Genomic DNA, 15,841 nt, shown 5'->3' with positions numbered 1-15,841 from the left:
TAAAGTTGGCATCGATACGCTTCGGGCGATGGTTAAAAATCCAAGTGCACCAAGGTAGTATTTGATGAACTAGTTGCAGCACCTTTTAGGGCAGATGATTTAGCACCCTCTCCACAACAGTTGGGAAGTGCTTCTGCTCTAGGAGATGGATTTTAGCGGCAAGCGATTCAGCGGTTTCATCAGGAGAAAGGTTGACCTTTGCTTGAAATATAATGCTTCCTGCGTCGTAAAGTTCGTTTACATAGTGGATGGTTATACCGCTCTCTGCTTCACGATTTTTCACCACTGCCTCATGAACATGCATTCCAAACATGCCTTTTCCTCCATAATTGGGAAGTAGGGCCGGATGGATATTCACTATTTGATTAGGGAATGAATTTGTAAGGTATTGGGGGATAAGCCACAAGAACCCTGCAAGAACAATGAGATCAATTTTATGTTGCTTTAGAACATCAAGAATGATTTCTTTTTGGTAAAATTGCTCCCTCGTAAACGTGATGGTGGGAACGTTCAACCGCTTGGCTCTTTCGAGAGCGTAGGCGTTTAAGTTGTTGGAAAGCAGTATCATAACCCTTGCAGATGATGAATCGGCAAAGTACCTGATGAGATTTTCAGCATTGGTTCCCGAACCAGAAGCGAATACGGCTATGTTTTTCATTATGAACGTTATAACATGATATAACTATCGAAAAATGCAAAATAGTGAGTTGCGACCGCAAAAATAAAAACAAATTGTTTTACTTTTGCGCCATAATTTGCTTGGATAACTTTTTACTTTGCGGTAGAAAGTTATTTATTTGCAGTTTGATTGCTAAAGTTAACCTAAGTATTAATTAAAACTTACAACTATGTCTGACATCGCATCGAGAGTAAAAGCTATTATCGTTGACAAACTAGGCGTTGACGAGAACGAAGTTACTCCTACTGCAAGCTTCACTAATGATTTAGGTGCAGATTCACTTGACACTGTTGAACTTATCATGGAATTTGAGAAAGAGTTCAACATTTCTATTCCTGATGAAGATGCTGAAAAGATTGGCACCGTAGGTGATGCTATCAGCTACATCGAGGGTCACAGCAAGTAAGAAGTAGCAGAAAAATCAAAAACTTCCGGCATAATTTGTTTTAAAATTTGGTCTATGGAGCTTAAACGAGTGGTGATTACTGGATTAGGAACAATTAATCCTCTAGGAAACAACGTTGAAGAGTACTTTGCCAACTTAGAAAAAGGAGTTTGTGGGTGCGACCTTATTAAGAGTTTCGATACCACCAATTTTAAAACAAAATTTGCTTGTGAAGTAAAAAATTATGATCCCAACAACTACTTTGAGCGTAAGGAGGCAAAAAGGCTGGACATGTATGCCCAGTATGCCCTCATTGCAGCCGAGGAGGCAGTGAAGGACTCGGGTCTTCAATTGGAGACTTTAGACCTCGATCATGCCGGGGTTATTTGGGGTTCTGGAATTGGAGGAATCCAAACCTTTCTCCAGGAAGTTAAAGGGTTTGTCGAGGGTGGTTATATCCCTCGATTTAGCCCTTTCTTCATTCCTAAAATGATTTCGGACATTGCGTCGGGCCACATCTCCATGAAGTATGGCTTCCGCGGTCCTAACTATTCTACTGTATCTGCTTGTGCTTCGTCTACTCATGCCATGATAGAGTCATACAACCTTATTCGCCTTGGGAAAGCCAAGGTGTTTATTACTGGAGGCTCAGAGGCGGCAATAAACGAAGCAGGGGTTGGCGGCTTTAATGCCATGCAAGCCCTTTCTACCAACAATGAGCAATACCTCACGGCATCCCGTCCATTTGACGCTACCCGCGATGGTTTTGTGATGGGTGAAGGTGGTGCTTCCCTAATTCTTGAGGAGTATGAGCATGCTATTAAGCGTGGTGCAAAAATTTACTGTGAAGTTATCGGTGGTGGAATGACTGCCGATGCGTATCACCTTACAGCGCCCCATCCGGAGGGTTTAGGTGCTTCTAACGTTATGAAATTTGCCCTTGCCGATAACAATACTCGCCCCGAAGAGGTTGACTACATCAACGTTCACGGCACGGCTACACCTCTAGGCGATATCGCTGAGGCAAAGGCTATTATTACCGTATTCGGCGACCATGCCTATAAGTTGAATATCTCTTCCACTAAATCAATGACTGGCCACCTCCTTGGAGCAGCAGGGGCAGTTGAATCATTGGCCTGTATTTTGGCCATTAACAAGGGGATAGTTCCACCAACCATCAACCATACAACTCCCGATCCGGCCATCGATGCGCGGTTAAATCTTACCCTCAACCATGCCCAAAAGCGTGAGGTTAAGGTGGCGTTATGCAACACATTCGGCTTTGGTGGGCATAATTCTTCCATCGTTCTGAAGAAGTTTCAGTAATCAATGTTAGGGTGACACTCTTACACCGAATAAAAATTAAGTCGGAATCGGACCGTATATTTTATCGGGAGTTTAGATCTATCTTCGGTTTTTACCCTAAAAATCTCAACCTTTACAAGCTGGCCTTTATTCATAAGTCAGCTTCGGTAGTGCTTGCCTCGGGACAGACTGTCAACAATGAGCGGTTGGAGTATCTTGGCGACGCCATCATTGACGCCATCATTGCCGATTTCCTATTTATGCACTATCCTGAAAAGAGAGAGGGCTTTCTTACAAAGATGAGGGCGAAAATTGTCAGTCGCACCCACCTAAACCAACTTTCGATACAAATTGGTATACAGCGGCTAGTGGTATCCCAAACAAGTAGCTCCGCTCACCGGCACATATTTGGTGATGCTTTGGAGGCACTAATTGGTGCCATGTACCTTGACCAAGGCTATAATCGTACGCAAAAATTTCTCACAAGGAAGATTCTTAAACGCTTTGTTGACCTTAACACGCTGGAACTGCTGGAAACAGATTTCAAAAGCCGCATTATTGAGTGGGGCCAAAAACAGCGAAGAAGTGTTACCTTTGACTATCACGAGGAGCATGAGCCTCATGAAGCTTCGCCTATTTTTTATGTTACACTCTTAATCGGAGGTGTGCAGGTAAGCGAAGGTAGAGGATATTCCAAGAAAGAAGCAGAGCAAAATGCAGCAATGGTGGTGCTTTCGAACGAAGATGAACTAGCTGCATTTGCCCAATCTGACGCTGAGGAATCCAGCATGACCTCGGTAGACTCTCTTGCAAGGTAGGACGTTATTTAACCTTTAGCATATGCCCAAAACTGTTCACAAGTTGGATGTCCCCTTGCAGACTGCTGCCTTTTTGGGCATTGCCTGTGCGGAACCTATTCAGCGGTTATCGTGGCTGCTAAATCGATATGCTGGGGCTGAATTTTCCTTTTTTGATACGGCCAACACTGCAGCAGGTTCTATTCTGGAACCTTTTGCCACCTTTCATTTTTCGATCGATGAAAACGAACATCATCTATTGCTAATTGCCACACGCAGTGGAGCGAAAAATCTATTGCCCAACATGAAAAATCTTGACTACCTGCTGGCAGGTACCGGACCAGCTTCCGCTGAGTTAATCATGAAGTGGAATGCTCAGGTAAAGAAAATCCCTGAAGTAGTGGGTTGCTTTTCGCTAGGTACAGAGAAGGGGGTTTTAAAGAAGTTGGCCTCGTTGCTCATAAAATAAAATAAAAAAGGGATGGAGCAAGGTCCATCCCTAAATTTATGCTTTGCGATAGGATTCACCCACCATTAAGCAAATTGAAAAGTTTGCACAATTACCTACACTTGTTTTACTGCTTTTCAAAGATAATCTTTAGGCCAGCTCCCGATGAAAATCTTATGTTAAACTTTGTTAACGTTCTGATAAAAAGATAAATCAATAATCTAAATTTGCGAACTATCAAGCACTTGCTAAAACTTGCCTCATGAATCGACGCCATATCTGGTTGCTCACCATTATTATTTCTCTTGCTTCTCTGGGTTTGGTGCTGCTGCAAATGCTTTGGATTAGGAACTCCTACCAGATGAAGGAGGAGGAGTTTGATCGGTTGGTAAATAATACTCTCGATAGAGTAATCGACGAGGTGGAGAAGCAGGAGACTGTTTCCCAGATATTTGACGAAATTAAACCATTCATAAACGATAAGACGGGCAGCGGAAAACCGAAGGTGGAGTATGAGCTGAACAAGGTTGAGAAAACACCTTGGAGCATTAAGTCGGTGCAGCGGAGGCGACAGATTTTTGTTTTCGACAAGGCTGACAGCCTGTTTGTTACGCCCAACTACGACATTGTAACCACCGATTCGGCTAAGTATAGAGCCAACAAGGATCAACTTATTTCTTTCCCTGACAAAAGAGATATTCGTCCGGATGTGGAGAATAGCCTTGCACCGCTCAGCAGTCGGCTTACACAGAAAACAGTGTTTGTTGAAAATATTGTAAATAAGCTAATTAGGGTAGAGTCCACCATTCAGGAGAGAGTGTCGAAGCAGTTGCTCGACAGCCTGCTTCGGGTAGAGTTGCTGAGGAAAGGGGTGGATATTCCATACCAATTTGCGGTTTCTGATGTTAAGGGTGCGGTTGTTTATAAGTCGAATAGCTACATGCCCAAAACGCATTCTCTTTTTACGGGACTGCTTTTTCCAAACGATGTGCTTTCGCCCAAGTATTACCTGAGTATCTACTTTCCATCGCAGCGCCACTTTATTCTCAGTTCGCTTGGGCTCATTTTGGGAGCGACTATTATCCTTACGCTAATCATTATTTTTGCCTTTAGCACTACCATATACATCATCATTCACCAGAAACGCCTCTCCGAGATTAAAAACGATTTTGTGAGCAACATGACCCATGAGCTGAAAACGCCTATTTCAACCATCTCCTTGGCTGCACAGATGCTTATGGATAAAAATTTACCACCTGAACGAAAGAATTACGACTATATTTCAAAAGTGGTTTGGGAGGAAAGCCGTCGGTTGGGATTCCAGGTGGAGCGAGTGCTTCAAATGGCCATTTTCGACAAGGGTAAGGTAAAGCTCAAACGAAAGGTGGTGGATATACATGCTATTGCACGAAAGGTAACCGATAACTTTGCCTTACAAGTTGAGAAAAGTGGAGGGATGATCACCTTGAACCTGTTGGCTACAGAGTCATCGGTAATGGCCGATGAAGTTCACATTACTAACATACTTGCTAACTTAGTGGAAAATGCGCTGAAATATTCTGGAAGTCATCCCGAAATTTCGATCTCCACTGCAAGCCAGCCTAAAGGTATTTTAATCAGCGTAAAGGATAATGGCATTGGAATTGGTAAGGAAAATCAGAAGCGCATATTTGAGCAGTTTTTCCGAGTTCCTACAGGCAATGTTCATAATGTAAAAGGTTTTGGCCTTGGCCTTAGCTATGTTAAGAAGTTGGTGGAAATTCACGGAGGGAACATTTGGGTGGAAAGCGAAATTGGAGTTGGCTCAAAATTCACTATCTTTCTTCCTTGGGAAACTGATACAATAAAACACAAAGAATCATCTTCACTATTTAAAAAAATATATAGCAGATGGAAGCAAACAGCATAAAAATTCTACTTGCCGAGGACGATGAGAACCTAGGCATGCTTCTTAGGGAATATCTAATTGCCAAAGGGTATGAGGCCGATCTTTTTTCCAACGGCGAAAAAGCATTTGCTGGTTTTTCTCAAAAGCCTTACCAGATATGCATTCTAGATGTTATGATGCCAATAATGGATGGTTTTACGGTGGCAAAAAAAATTAGGCAAACTGCTCCAACCATACCCATTGTTTTCTTAACTGCTAAGTCGATGAAGGAAGATGTGCTGGAAGGTTTTAACTCCGGTGCTGACGACTACATGACCAAACCATTTAGCATCGAGGAATTGGTTGCTCGGATCGAGGCTATTTTACGCCGGACGCAAGTTAACCACATGGGGGCAGATGGACAGATATATAAAATTGGCGAGTACACTTTTGATCCTACGAAGCAAACCCTAATTCATGCAGATAACCTTACTAAGCTAACGGCAAAGGAGTCGGAGTTGCTGCTATACCTATGCTCCAACCGGAATGCCGTTGTCGATCGTAGTGAGGTACTCATGGCCATCTGGTCGGATGACAGCTACTTTAATGCACGTAGCATGGATGTGTATATTACCAAACTTAGAAAATTTCTAAAAGAGGACCAATCCATTCAAATTATTAACGTTAGGGGGAAAGGGTTTAAGCTTATTTTCTAATGTTCGGAATGTAATTAACCATTGGTCGATTATTTTTCCTATATTTATAGCAGGGAAATGAAGGATTTTGTTTTTTTCCTTTATTTTTGGATAAATTATTCCTGGCTATGAAAGCAATTATTATTGATCCAACTGAGGAAACCCCCAAGGTTGTTCTTGATAAGGTAGAAGGAGTATTTGAAATTGCAGGAAACTCACTCCCTGAGGATGTGCTTGAATTCTACAATCCAATAATCTCTTGGTTTGACGAATATTCCCTTAACCCCAATCCTAAAACGGAGTTGGTTTTCAACCTCGAGTACTATAATACCTCCTCATCAAAAATGTTTATTAAACTTTTTGAAAAACTTCGAGATATGCATCGCCATGGCCACAGCATTGAAGTGCAGTGGCACTACTTTGAGGATGATGACGATATGCAGGAAGCAGGAGAGGACTATGCTGAAAACCTGAAAGTTCCGTTTAAAATGATAATGCATCACCGGGAATCATAACTCAAAGACGCTTATAGATGGCAAATTCTTTCTACTGGTTTCGATACGTAACTTCCCGCACGCTTGGTATGTTGCCATCCGCTGAGGCGTATGAGGGACGCATTAATGCGCTTCTATCCGACGTCAAGCGATATAAGGAGATTGATGCCTCACCGAAGTTGTCACGATTTAATGAGCTCAAAGCCTACGTTTCCTCAGCTGAATTTGCCCAAAGAAGGCTTGAGTTGCACAACCTAACTTACAAAGGTAGTTCAGAGTTTCAGGCAGAAAATCGTCTTCATACGTTACAACGGGATTCTCGGATTAAAAAATATTTCTCATTTAAGCAATCTCCAAGCTACACCACCTACTTAAAAGTAAAGGATTCAATAGATATTGCTCGTTTCTTTGAGTTGAAGAGTATGCTTTCGGATCAGGAATTTGTTGCCCGCAAAAAGGAATACTCCGTTAAGAACACCAGTGAATATAAGACTTTAGTTGAGTATAAAACTCTTCGAAAGCACCCTCATGTTAAAAAGCACCTCAAGGGAAAAGATGAGGATCTCGATCAAACAATTATTTTGCGCTATGAGGAGGTCGTAAAGATTGTTTCTGCCTCAGAATTTCAGGATTTCTTGCGCTCATATAAATGGAAGAATTCGGAATTCTTTGCTTTGGAGCAGGAGTTTAAATTACTCAGCAATAATACCGATATCCGTACTTACCTGAAGGTTGATGGTGCCGCACTTTTAAAAAACCTAGAGACCATTGAGGCTGGAAATCTACTTGTTGAGCTTGCCGAGTTGGAACAGCTGGTTGGGTCAGCAGATTTTCAGGAAAAGAAGAAATACCTTCTCTCCAAGGATAAGTTTGAGCAGTCGGAGGATTATAAACTTCTTCAGGAGTGTAAGCAGCTGGAGAAGGATGTTGATTTACTATTTTTCTTTAAGGAGAAGAAGTCAGGAAGGCTCGTCCCATATCTTAGTTGGGAGATGACATTTCTGGATAATTTTGACGAAAAGAAACTAGATAAAAATCGTTGGCTAACACGATACTTTTGGGGTGAAGCGCTGCTTCATAAGGGATATTCTCTCTCAGGAGAGAGGCAACACCTTTCTGATGGCAACAATGTCCATTTGGAAAATAGTCTTCTAAAGATTGAAACCAGAAAAGAGAAGGCTAGTGGTATGGTATGGGATGAAAAACTTGGATTCTTCCCCAAAGAGTTTAGCTATACTTCCGGCCTAGTATCCACAGGACAAAGTTTTCGTCAGGCTTATGGACGATTTGAGGCAAAGGTTCGGTTGCAGCCGCAGTTTCCCGTTTTTCATGCCTTCTGGATGGTTGGCGACAAGATGCTGCCACAGCTTAACATTTTTAAGTTTGGATCGAAAGCAAACAACTTTGAACAGGGGATCTTCCATGGCGATGAGTCTGGAAGAGTAAGCCGGCAGATGGGTAAATTGTCGCTACCGAGCATAAGGGGCCAATTCGCAATTTTCACCGTTGACTGGACTCCGAAATCAATTGATTGGAAGGTGAATGGCGTATTGGTTAGAAAGGAAACGAAGCATATACCAAGCCATCCAATGTATCTTGTGTTATCCTCCGGTCTTGGAAGCGATATTGATGATGGAAAGTTGCCAGTATCGATGGAGGTTGATTGGGTTAGGGCATTTACATTTGGAGAGCAAGCCTAGCCTCATTCTATTTCATCTTTTCAAAAACACCAACGTTTAAGCGGGTTTTAAAGTCTTGCCGGTAAGTTTTACGGGTATCAAACTTCCATTTCCACCGATCTGTTTGCTGCCACTTTCTTTTGTCAACTTCCACTAGCGGATTGGTTCCACACAACTTTTCATCCTCATCGAATAGCTCCTCTTCAATGTCGGTAATCAATAGGCTATGGTGGTTGGACAGCCACATCAAATGCTGTTGCTGAAGAATGCGGCTGGTGGTTGTTGCAAAATGATCTGAGATTACCCCCTTATCCTTTAGCCTCTCCACCGGAATTTGGGCCAGCTGGCTTAGCAGGTTAACCGAGATTACTGCATCGGTAGGTGGAAGCAGATTTTCGGGGTGGAGGTTGCCCAGCAGAAAGATGGCCTCTTCCTTGCTAATTTTTCGCGATACTACGTTGGTGAAGATGTCTACGGCTCCAGCCGTAATGTCGGCCTCAACAAACTGAACTAAAGGATTGTCGTTCCACCGGTGCAGCACTTGTTTTGGGTGCAGAATATCAACCAGAACAACTTTTTTGTTTTGCGCAACCAACTCTTCTAGTGGGACATCGAGCAACCACCCGGAGCCAAGAATTGCTATTGACTTATATTCTCCCTTTGCAACAAATGCTAGGATGGCCTGCTTCGACTTGGTCAGATGGTTATTCCAGCTCTCTCCCTCCTGTCTGAAGCGGTGGGCAATGCCTAGCTGGTCGTTTACGTACCCCAGCCGTTTGAGCTTCCAGTAGTGTTTTATTTTGGCAATCATGGTTAAAAACAAAAAGCAGCGGTTACATTCTAGGCCGCTGCCCAATGATCAATCGAGCTTGAGAACCGCAAGAAATGCCTCCTGAGGAACCTCAACAGTGCCCACCTGACGCATTCTCTTCTTCCCTTTTTTCTGCTTTTCTAGGAGCTTGCGCTTACGCGAAATATCTCCTCCGTAGCACTTCGCGGTAACATCCTTGCGAACAGCCTTCACCGTTTCGCGGGCAATGATTTTTGCCCCAATGGCTGCCTGGATGGCAATGTCGAACTGTTGGCGCGGGATTAATTCCTGCAACTTTTCACACATCCGACGTCCAAAGTTGTAGGCATAGTCCTTGTGGATGAGCGACGATAGTGCATCCACCATTTCGCCGTTAAGCAGAATGTCGAGTTTAACTAAATCGGCCTTTTGGTAGCCGTTCAGAAAATAGTCGAACGAAGCATAGCCACGCGATATCGACTTTAGCTTATCGTAGAAATCAAATACAATATCGCTGAGAGGCATGGTAAAGGTGATCTCCACCCTGTCGGAGGTGAGAAAAACTTGATTTTTTAAGATACCTCGCTTATCAATGCAGAGCTTCATTACGGCTCCCAGATATTCACTCTTGGTAATAATCTGTGCGTTAATGGTTGGCTCCTCAATATGGCCAATGATGGTTTGTGCCGGCAGGCCGCTTGGGTTATGAACGTCCACCACTTCGCCCTTTGTAGTGAAAACCTTGAATGATACGTTGGGTACAGTTGTAATTACGTCCATGTTGAACTCCCTGTAGAGTCGTTCCTGAACAATCTCCATGTGCAGCAGTCCTAAAAATCCGCATCGAAAGCCAAAGCCAAGGGCTAATGAAGATTCCGGTTCAAAAGTAAGAGAGGCATCATTCAACTGCAACTTTTCGAGCGAAGCTCTTAGATCTTCATACTCATCAGTATCAACAGGGTAAATACCTGCAAACACCATCGGTTTTACGTCTTCAAAGCCGGAAATGGCAACGGCGCATGGTTTTTCGATGTGGGTTAGAGTATCACCCACCTTTACGTCAACCGCATTCTTTATACCTGAAATAATGTAACCAACTTCCCCAGCTTTTATCTTTTTCTTGGGCATGAGTTTTAGCTTGAGGTAGCCAATCTCATCTGCTTCATATGTCTTACCCGTATTAAAGAATTTAACTTTATCACCAGTTTCTAAGGTTCCATTGAAAACGCGGAAATAGGCAATAATCCCACGGAAGGGATTAAATACGGAGTCGAAGATAAGTGCTTGAAGAGGAGCGTTGGAATCTCCCGTAGGTGGCTTTATTCTGGTAATGATGGCTTCCATGATTTGATCGACACCATCGCCAGTCTTAGCGCTAACAGCAAGAATTTCCTCCCTGCTGCATCCAATGAGGTCAACAATTTGGTCCTTAACATCGTCGACCATCGCAGCATCCATATCAATTTTGTTGATTACGGGAATAATGTCGAGGTCGTGGGCTAGTGCAAGGTAGAGGTTCGAAATAGTTTGTGCCTGAATGCCTTGAGTGGCATCAACAACGAGCAGCGCTCCTTCGCATGAGGCAATGGCGCGCGAAACTTCATACGAAAAATCCACATGGCCGGGAGTATCAATGAGGTTGAGTTGAAAGGGAAGACCCTCGTGGATATACTCCATTTGAATGGCGTGGCTCTTTATGGTGATTCCCTTTTCCCTTTCCAAGTCCATACTGTCCAAAACCTGATTTTGAAACTCTCTGTCGGTTAGGGTTTTGGTTAGCTGAAGCATTCTGTCAGCCAGAGTGCTCTTCCCATGGTCGATGTGGGCAATGATGCAGAAATTTCTAATATCTTCCATTAACTATTAATTACTTCAATTTAATAACGGCCCCAGTGCAGTTGAGTCCATCAATAGCAGGCGTATTGCCCGAATCATTCCTTGAACCTCATTACTATTCCTCGAAAACACTGGATGTTAAGCGTACAAAGATATTCAAAACATTGGAAATTTTTCAACACCAAGTAAAATGACCTTGCTTCCCAGTGATACCATTTTGCCAAAATTCTCTTGATTCTGGGGGAGGTAAAATATTTTGGAATGAAGCTCTGATTGAATAGGGCTGGATGTATTGGACTTATATGGATTGATTACTTTAGCGAAGAATTATCAATTGATGGTTTTATTTGGTGTTTTGTTAAGACAACGATGATGAGATTTGTAAACAGTTTGATACCCATTGCTCTAATCCAAATGCTTTTGGTATCCACCTCCTTTGCCCAACGAGTTTTGGTAGTCAAGGTTATTAAACCGATATCCTTCAGCGATTCACTTTTTTTGGCAGGAGGCCAAAACGATTGGAATCCACACGATACCGCATTTTTATTTAGACGGGTAGATAGCATCACCTACATTTTAGCTAAAACTGATATCCCTACAACATTTGAATGTAAGGTTACGCGTGGGAGTTGGAAAAAGGTAGAGGTTTCGGGAACTGGAACAGCGGTAGAAAACTGTCAGGTGGATTTTAGCAAAGGTGATACAGCAACGCTCAACGTTTCAGGTTGGAGCGATTATTTTGAAGCATCACCAGCTCGCTCAACAGCATCCAAAAACGTTTCGGTTTGGGAAACCGATTTCTATATGCCGCAATTCAACCGAACGCGAACCATTCGGGTCTACCTGCCACCCGACTATGCAACTTCAGGCAAGCGCTATCCGGTGGTTTACATGCAGGATGGGCAGAACCTATTTGATGTTTTAACTGCATTTTCGGGGGAGTGGGGTGTGGATGAATCGCTTGATAGTTTGTATAAAGCGGTTAGAATCAGCTGTATTGTAGTTGGTATAGACAATGGTGGGGATTTTCGAATTGAAGAACTCACACCTTGGCAGAACGTGGAATTGAAGAAGGGTGGCAGGGGTGATCTTTACGCTCAGTTTGTGGTGGCGACACTAAAACCTGCTATTGATAGCGCTTTTAGAACAATTCCGGAACCGAAAGGAACATTTGTTGGAGGGAGTTCGCTGGGTGGACTGATCTCTCTCTATATCGCCACAAAATATCCAAATGTAATTGGTGGTGCACTAATTTTTAGCCCTTCCATCTGGTTTAGCGATAGCATATATTCTTGGTTAAATAGCTGTATTCTTAATCCCAAGCAGCGTTATTACTTCTATGGAGGTCAACCCGAAAGTGCAACTATGGTTTCGGATATGCTCAAGGTGATAGAAGTGCTAAAGCAGAAGGGGCCAAGAAAAAGGAATTTGGTTGTCTCTGTCTCCAGCGATGGGAAGCATAACGAGCAATATTGGAAACGGGAGTTTCCTGCAGCAATTAGCTGGTTGCTGAGGTAGCAAAAAAAACGGATACCCAGTTGGATATCCATTTTATCAAATATTATGGAGTCGATTACATCATACCACCCATGCCACCCATTCCTGGGTTCATTGGAGGCATAGCGTTGTCTTCTTTTTTGTCGACAAGTACGCACTCGGTAGTAAGGAACATGCCTGCAATTGATGCTGCATTTTCCAATGCAATGCGGGTAACCTTTGTTGGATCGATAACACCGCTCTTGAATAGGTTTTCGTATTTGTCAGTGCGGGCATTGTAGCCAAAGTCGCCCTTACCTTCCTTAACCTTCTGAACGATAACCGATCCCTCAAGACCTGCATTAATCACAATTTGGCGGAGAGGTTCTTCAATGGCTCTCTTAACAATTAGGATTCCAGTAGTCTCGTCATCGTTATCACCCTTTTGGTTCTCAAGAGCTTCAATAGCGCGGATGTATGCAACACCACCTCCGGGAACAATGCCTTCCTCAACGGCAGCGCGGGTTGCGCTAAGGGCATCGTCAACACGGTCCTTCTTTTCCTTCATTTCAACCTCTGAGGCGGCACCTACGTATAGAACGGCTACGCCACCTGCCAACTTGGCCAAGCGCTCCTGTAACTTTTCACGGTCGTAGTCGCTGGTGGTGTTTTCAATTTGAACCTTAATCTGGGCCACACGCTGCTTTATACCAGCCTTATCGCCAGCACCATTTACTACGGTGGTATTCTCCTTGTTGATGGTTATCTTTTCGGCACGTCCAAGCATTTCGATCTTGGCAGCGTCAAGGCGAAGTCCTTTTTCTTCAGAAATCACAACACCTCCGGTCAGTACGGCAATGTCTTCAAGCATTTCCTTACGACGATCGCCAAAACCAGGAGCCTTAACTGCTGCAATTTTGAGCGATCCACGCAGCTTATTCACAACCAATGTTGCAAGAGCTTCGCCATCAATGTCTTCTGCAATTATTAGCAGTGAATGACCTCCCTGAGCAATTGGTTCAAGAATTGGGAGCAAGTCTTTCATGGTGCTAACTTTCTTATCGGTGATAAGAATCATTGGGCTTTCGAGGGTTGCCTCCATCTTGTCGGCATCGGTGATGAAGTAGGGCGAAATATATCCGCGGTCGAATTGCATTCCTTCAACTACCTCAACGTAAGTTTCAATACCCTTACTTTCCTCAACGGTGATAACGCCTTCGCGCTTTACTTTGCCCATGGCTTCAGCAATAAGCTTGCCAATGGTGCTGTCGTTGTTGGCCGAAATGGTGCTAACCTGCTCAATCTTCAGGCTTTCGTCACCAATTTCCTGGCTCTGCTTCTTAAGGGCCTCAACTACCTTGATCACGGCTTTGTCGATACCTCTTTTAAGATCCATTGGGTTTGCGCCAGCAGTAACGTTCTTTAGCCCAACGCTAATAATAGATTGAGCAAGTACGGTAGCAGTAGTTGTGCCATCTCCTGCATCATCTGCTGTTTTTGAGGCAACTTCCTTTACCATTTGGGCGCCCATGTTGGCGAATGGATCGGACAGTTCAATCTCCTTTGCAACGGTTACACCGTCTTTTGTAATTTGAGGAGCGCCAAATTTTTTGTCGATAACCACGTTGCGACCTTTTGGTCCGAGGGTAACCTTTACAGCGTCGGCCAGCTCATCAACACCTTTTTTAAGAAGGTCACGAGCTTCAATATTGAATTTAATTTCTTTTGCCATTTTTTTTGTTTTTTACGATTTAGCTATTCATGTAACTAGAGAACTGCAAGAATATCGGACTGCTTCATGATAAGGTAGTCCTTGCCGTCAACGGCGATTTCTGTGCCGGAATACTTTCCATAAAGAACTTCATCGCCAACTTTAACTTCCATGGCAATGTCTTTGGTGCCTGAACCTACAGCCACAACGGTCCCTCTTTGGGGCTTTTCCTTCGCAGTGTCGGGAATATAAATTCCACTGGCAGTTTTTTCTTCAGCCTCCTTGGCTTCAACCAGAACTCTGTCTGCTAATGGTTTAATTTTAACCTCTGACATAGTATGCGTTATTTTAGTTAAACATTTTTCCGCAACGATAAGGCACAATTCATGCCAAATCATTTTGGTTGTAATTTTGACTGATCTTAATTTGGTTTACTGCCACTGGAGGAGACATCAGGTTGTGGTTTTGCTCAGCAATTCAAAGCCATAGGAATCACAATTCTTGTGTGTGATATAAAAAAAATGTGTCAGTATCTGACATACTGACACATTGAGTGAGATTACACGTTAAGTGCTATTTCTTTTCAGGCTGCGGCTGAGTAGCGGGTTGTGCCTGTGGTTTACTATCTTGTTTAGGAGTTGTTTGAAAGTCGGGAGTTGCTGCCGGAGGTGCTGTTTGTTCTACCTGGCTTTCAATTTCTGATGTTGCTTTTTGGCGATCGGCCTTTGGAATTGCAACAACGGCTACAAGACTCAATACTAAGAGTGCAATAGCCAAAGTCCATGTTGCTTTTTCGAGAAAGTCGGCGGTCTTTCTAACACCCATTACCTGGTTCGATGCAGTAAAATTGGAAGCAAGTCCTCCTCCTTTTGAATTTTGAGCCAGTACGACTAAGACCAACAAGATGGAGGCCGCAAGAATGAGAAATAATACAATTGTATACATGATGTTCTTGAGTTTGTTTTGTTACGGTAGCAGTAGTTTCTTTATCTCTTCGATTTGACCAGCAAAGTAAGCACTTTTTTCCGGATATTTCAAGCATAATTTTTCGTAGGTTGCAATGGCCTTGTCGAATAACTTCTGCTCAAGAAAGATTTGTGCAAGCAATTCTGTGGCAACGTCGCTAGGTTCTTTAACGCTGTCCATGGAAATATCCTCCTGTTCAGTGGGAATCTCTTTTGGTGGTACAATCCGAGGAGCCGTCTTAAGAAACACATCAATAAGGTCATCGTTGACGGGGGCATCTGTCTCCTCCAATTCAAACACCTCCGGTCCCGATGTAGCTAAAGGTGGTTCCTCGCTCTTAACATCCAAAACTTTGTCGGTTTGCTGCTGCTCCGAAATCTCTAGCAGGTCTTGACCCACCTGCAGTTCGACTTCTTCAACAGCAGTTGACCCAGTTTCCTGAGGTTCATTCGGTAACTCAGCTATTGGGGGTGTGCTCTTTGGCGAGATACTAGCAGCATTGATAAAAAGTTGCAGCTGCTTCCTGTTTTGCGCGTAGGTTGCAGCTACTTTTAGCTGGTTGCTGCTACTGTTTGGCAGGGCTGCTCGCAGAACATGTCCCATCTCAAACCAAGGGTATTGTTTAAGGAGAACTTCTAAAGATATTGCAGCTTCTCCATATTGGCTTCTATCACCTGCGAGGAGGGAGTAAAATGTTTCCGTGTTTAGCATGG

The 15,841-nt window shown here is 43.4% G+C and carries 16 protein-coding genes; 9 read left to right on the top strand and 7 right to left on the bottom strand.

What is annotated here, in order from left to right:
* Positions 1-85: 85 nt before the first annotated feature.
* Complete coding sequence (gene purN / locus VMW01_03315) at positions 86-658, bottom strand: phosphoribosylglycinamide formyltransferase (protein ID HUW05269.1); 573 nt, start codon at positions 656-658, stop codon at positions 86-88.
* 190 nt (positions 659-848) lie between these two features.
* Here purN and VMW01_03310 point away from each other — a divergent pair, with 190 nt between their 5' ends.
* The 8 genes from VMW01_03310 to VMW01_03275 all read left to right on the top strand — a co-directional run bounded on the left by VMW01_03310 (position 849) and on the right by VMW01_03275 (position 8,370).
* Positions 849-1,085 (top strand): acyl carrier protein, encoded by a 237-nt coding sequence (locus VMW01_03310; protein HUW05268.1) that lies wholly within the window; start codon positions 849-851, stop codon positions 1,083-1,085.
* A 54-nt stretch (positions 1,086-1,139) separates the two neighbouring features.
* Entirely contained in the window at positions 1,140-2,390 is a 1,251-nt protein-coding gene (gene fabF, locus VMW01_03305; protein HUW05267.1) for a beta-ketoacyl-ACP synthase II, read from the top strand.
* An 11-nt stretch (positions 2,391-2,401) separates the two neighbouring features.
* Positions 2,402-3,187, top strand: a complete 786-nt coding sequence (gene rnc / locus VMW01_03300) for a ribonuclease III (protein HUW05266.1) — start codon at positions 2,402-2,404, stop codon at positions 3,185-3,187.
* Between the two features lie 22 nt (positions 3,188-3,209).
* Positions 3,210-3,635 (top strand): hypothetical protein, encoded by a 426-nt coding sequence (locus VMW01_03295; GenBank protein HUW05265.1) that lies wholly within the window; start codon positions 3,210-3,212, stop codon positions 3,633-3,635.
* Positions 3,636-3,876: 241 nt separating this feature from the next.
* Positions 3,877-5,523 carry a HAMP domain-containing sensor histidine kinase gene (locus VMW01_03290; GenBank protein HUW05264.1) on the top strand — a complete coding sequence of 549 codons (1,647 nt, stop codon included), beginning with the start codon at positions 3,877-3,879 and terminating at the stop codon, positions 5,521-5,523.
* Positions 5,505-6,197: a response regulator transcription factor gene (locus VMW01_03285; protein ID HUW05263.1), complete on the top strand. Its 693-nt coding sequence runs from the start codon at positions 5,505-5,507 to the stop codon at positions 6,195-6,197. The genes VMW01_03290 and VMW01_03285 overlap by 19 nt, the downstream gene beginning before the upstream one ends.
* Before the next feature lie 107 nt (positions 6,198-6,304).
* Complete coding sequence (locus tag VMW01_03280) at positions 6,305-6,691, top strand: DUF1987 domain-containing protein (GenBank protein HUW05262.1); 387 nt, start codon at positions 6,305-6,307, stop codon at positions 6,689-6,691.
* Between the two features lie 17 nt (positions 6,692-6,708).
* A complete protein-coding gene (locus tag VMW01_03275) occupies positions 6,709-8,370 on the top strand; it encodes a glycoside hydrolase family 16 protein (GenBank protein ID HUW05261.1) in 1,662 nt (553 codons plus the stop codon).
* Between the two features lie 7 nt (positions 8,371-8,377).
* Here the strand turns inward: VMW01_03275 and VMW01_03270 are convergent, their stop codons facing one another.
* Entirely contained in the window at positions 8,378-9,160 is a 783-nt protein-coding gene (locus VMW01_03270; protein ID HUW05260.1) for a hypothetical protein, read from the bottom strand.
* Between the two features lie 48 nt (positions 9,161-9,208).
* Positions 9,209-10,996: a translation elongation factor 4 gene (lepA, locus tag VMW01_03265; GenBank protein ID HUW05259.1), complete on the bottom strand. Its 1,788-nt coding sequence runs from the start codon at positions 10,994-10,996 to the stop codon at positions 9,209-9,211.
* 351 nt (positions 10,997-11,347) lie between these two features.
* On the opposite strand from lepA, the gene VMW01_03260 reads away from it, so the two are divergent.
* On the top strand, positions 11,348-12,493 hold the full coding sequence (locus VMW01_03260) for an alpha/beta hydrolase-fold protein (GenBank protein ID HUW05258.1): 1,146 nt from the start codon (positions 11,348-11,350) through the stop codon (positions 12,491-12,493).
* A 55-nt stretch (positions 12,494-12,548) separates the two neighbouring features.
* On the opposite strand, the gene groL is transcribed toward VMW01_03260, so the two are convergent.
* From groL to VMW01_03240, 4 genes are all read right to left on the bottom strand, one after another.
* The gene (gene groL, locus VMW01_03255; GenBank protein HUW05257.1) at positions 12,549-14,183 is read right to left on the bottom strand and encodes a chaperonin GroEL; all 1,635 of its coding nucleotides are present in this window, start codon (positions 14,181-14,183) and stop codon (positions 12,549-12,551) included.
* A 35-nt stretch (positions 14,184-14,218) separates the two neighbouring features.
* Positions 14,219-14,497: a co-chaperone GroES gene (locus tag VMW01_03250; GenBank protein HUW05256.1), complete on the bottom strand. Its 279-nt coding sequence runs from the start codon at positions 14,495-14,497 to the stop codon at positions 14,219-14,221.
* A gap of 238 nt (positions 14,498-14,735) precedes the next feature.
* A complete protein-coding gene (secG, locus tag VMW01_03245; GenBank protein ID HUW05255.1) occupies positions 14,736-15,107 on the bottom strand; it encodes a preprotein translocase subunit SecG in 372 nt (123 codons plus the stop codon).
* A gap of 21 nt (positions 15,108-15,128) precedes the next feature.
* Positions 15,129-15,839 carry a tetratricopeptide repeat protein gene (locus VMW01_03240; protein HUW05254.1) on the bottom strand — a complete coding sequence of 237 codons (711 nt, stop codon included), beginning with the start codon at positions 15,837-15,839 and terminating at the stop codon, positions 15,129-15,131.
* Positions 15,840-15,841 lie beyond the last annotated feature (2 nt).

The sequence above is a fragment of the Williamwhitmania sp. genome, assembly GCA_035529935.1.
Lineage (GTDB): Bacteria > Bacteroidota > Bacteroidia > Bacteroidales > Williamwhitmaniaceae > Williamwhitmania.
Note: the sequence above shows the minus strand (reverse complement) of the source record. Positions and strands in the feature narration are given on the sequence as shown.

What these genes read in the sequence shown, in the direction of transcription:
- purN (HUW05269.1), bottom strand. Translation starts at nt 658, where the DNA reads ATGAAAAACATAGCCGTATTCGCTTCTGGTTCGGGAACCAATGCTGAA.
- VMW01_03310 (HUW05268.1), top strand. Translation starts at nt 849, where the DNA reads ATGTCTGACATCGCATCGAGAGTAAAAGCTATTATCGTTGACAAACTA.
- fabF (HUW05267.1), top strand. Translation starts at nt 1,140, where the DNA reads ATGGAGCTTAAACGAGTGGTGATTACTGGATTAGGAACAATTAATCCT.
- VMW01_03295 (HUW05265.1), top strand. Translation starts at nt 3,210, where the DNA reads ATGCCCAAAACTGTTCACAAGTTGGATGTCCCCTTGCAGACTGCTGCC.
- VMW01_03290 (HUW05264.1), top strand. Translation starts at nt 3,877, where the DNA reads ATGAATCGACGCCATATCTGGTTGCTCACCATTATTATTTCTCTTGCT.
- VMW01_03285 (HUW05263.1), top strand. Translation starts at nt 5,505, where the DNA reads ATGGAAGCAAACAGCATAAAAATTCTACTTGCCGAGGACGATGAGAAC.
- VMW01_03280 (HUW05262.1), top strand. Translation starts at nt 6,305, where the DNA reads ATGAAAGCAATTATTATTGATCCAACTGAGGAAACCCCCAAGGTTGTT.
- VMW01_03275 (HUW05261.1), top strand. Translation starts at nt 6,709, where the DNA reads ATGGCAAATTCTTTCTACTGGTTTCGATACGTAACTTCCCGCACGCTT.
- VMW01_03270 (HUW05260.1), bottom strand. Translation starts at nt 9,160, where the DNA reads ATGATTGCCAAAATAAAACACTACTGGAAGCTCAAACGGCTGGGGTAC.
- lepA (HUW05259.1), bottom strand. Translation starts at nt 10,996, where the DNA reads ATGGAAGATATTAGAAATTTCTGCATCATTGCCCACATCGACCATGGG.
- VMW01_03260 (HUW05258.1), top strand. Translation starts at nt 11,348, where the DNA reads ATGAGATTTGTAAACAGTTTGATACCCATTGCTCTAATCCAAATGCTT.
- groL (HUW05257.1), bottom strand. Translation starts at nt 14,183, where the DNA reads ATGGCAAAAGAAATTAAATTCAATATTGAAGCTCGTGACCTTCTTAAA.
- VMW01_03250 (HUW05256.1), bottom strand. Translation starts at nt 14,497, where the DNA reads ATGTCAGAGGTTAAAATTAAACCATTAGCAGACAGAGTTCTGGTTGAA.
- secG (HUW05255.1), bottom strand. Translation starts at nt 15,107, where the DNA reads ATGTATACAATTGTATTATTTCTCATTCTTGCGGCCTCCATCTTGTTG.
- VMW01_03240 (HUW05254.1), bottom strand. Translation starts at nt 15,839, where the DNA reads ATGCTAAACACGGAAACATTTTACTCCCTCCTCGCAGGTGATAGAAGC.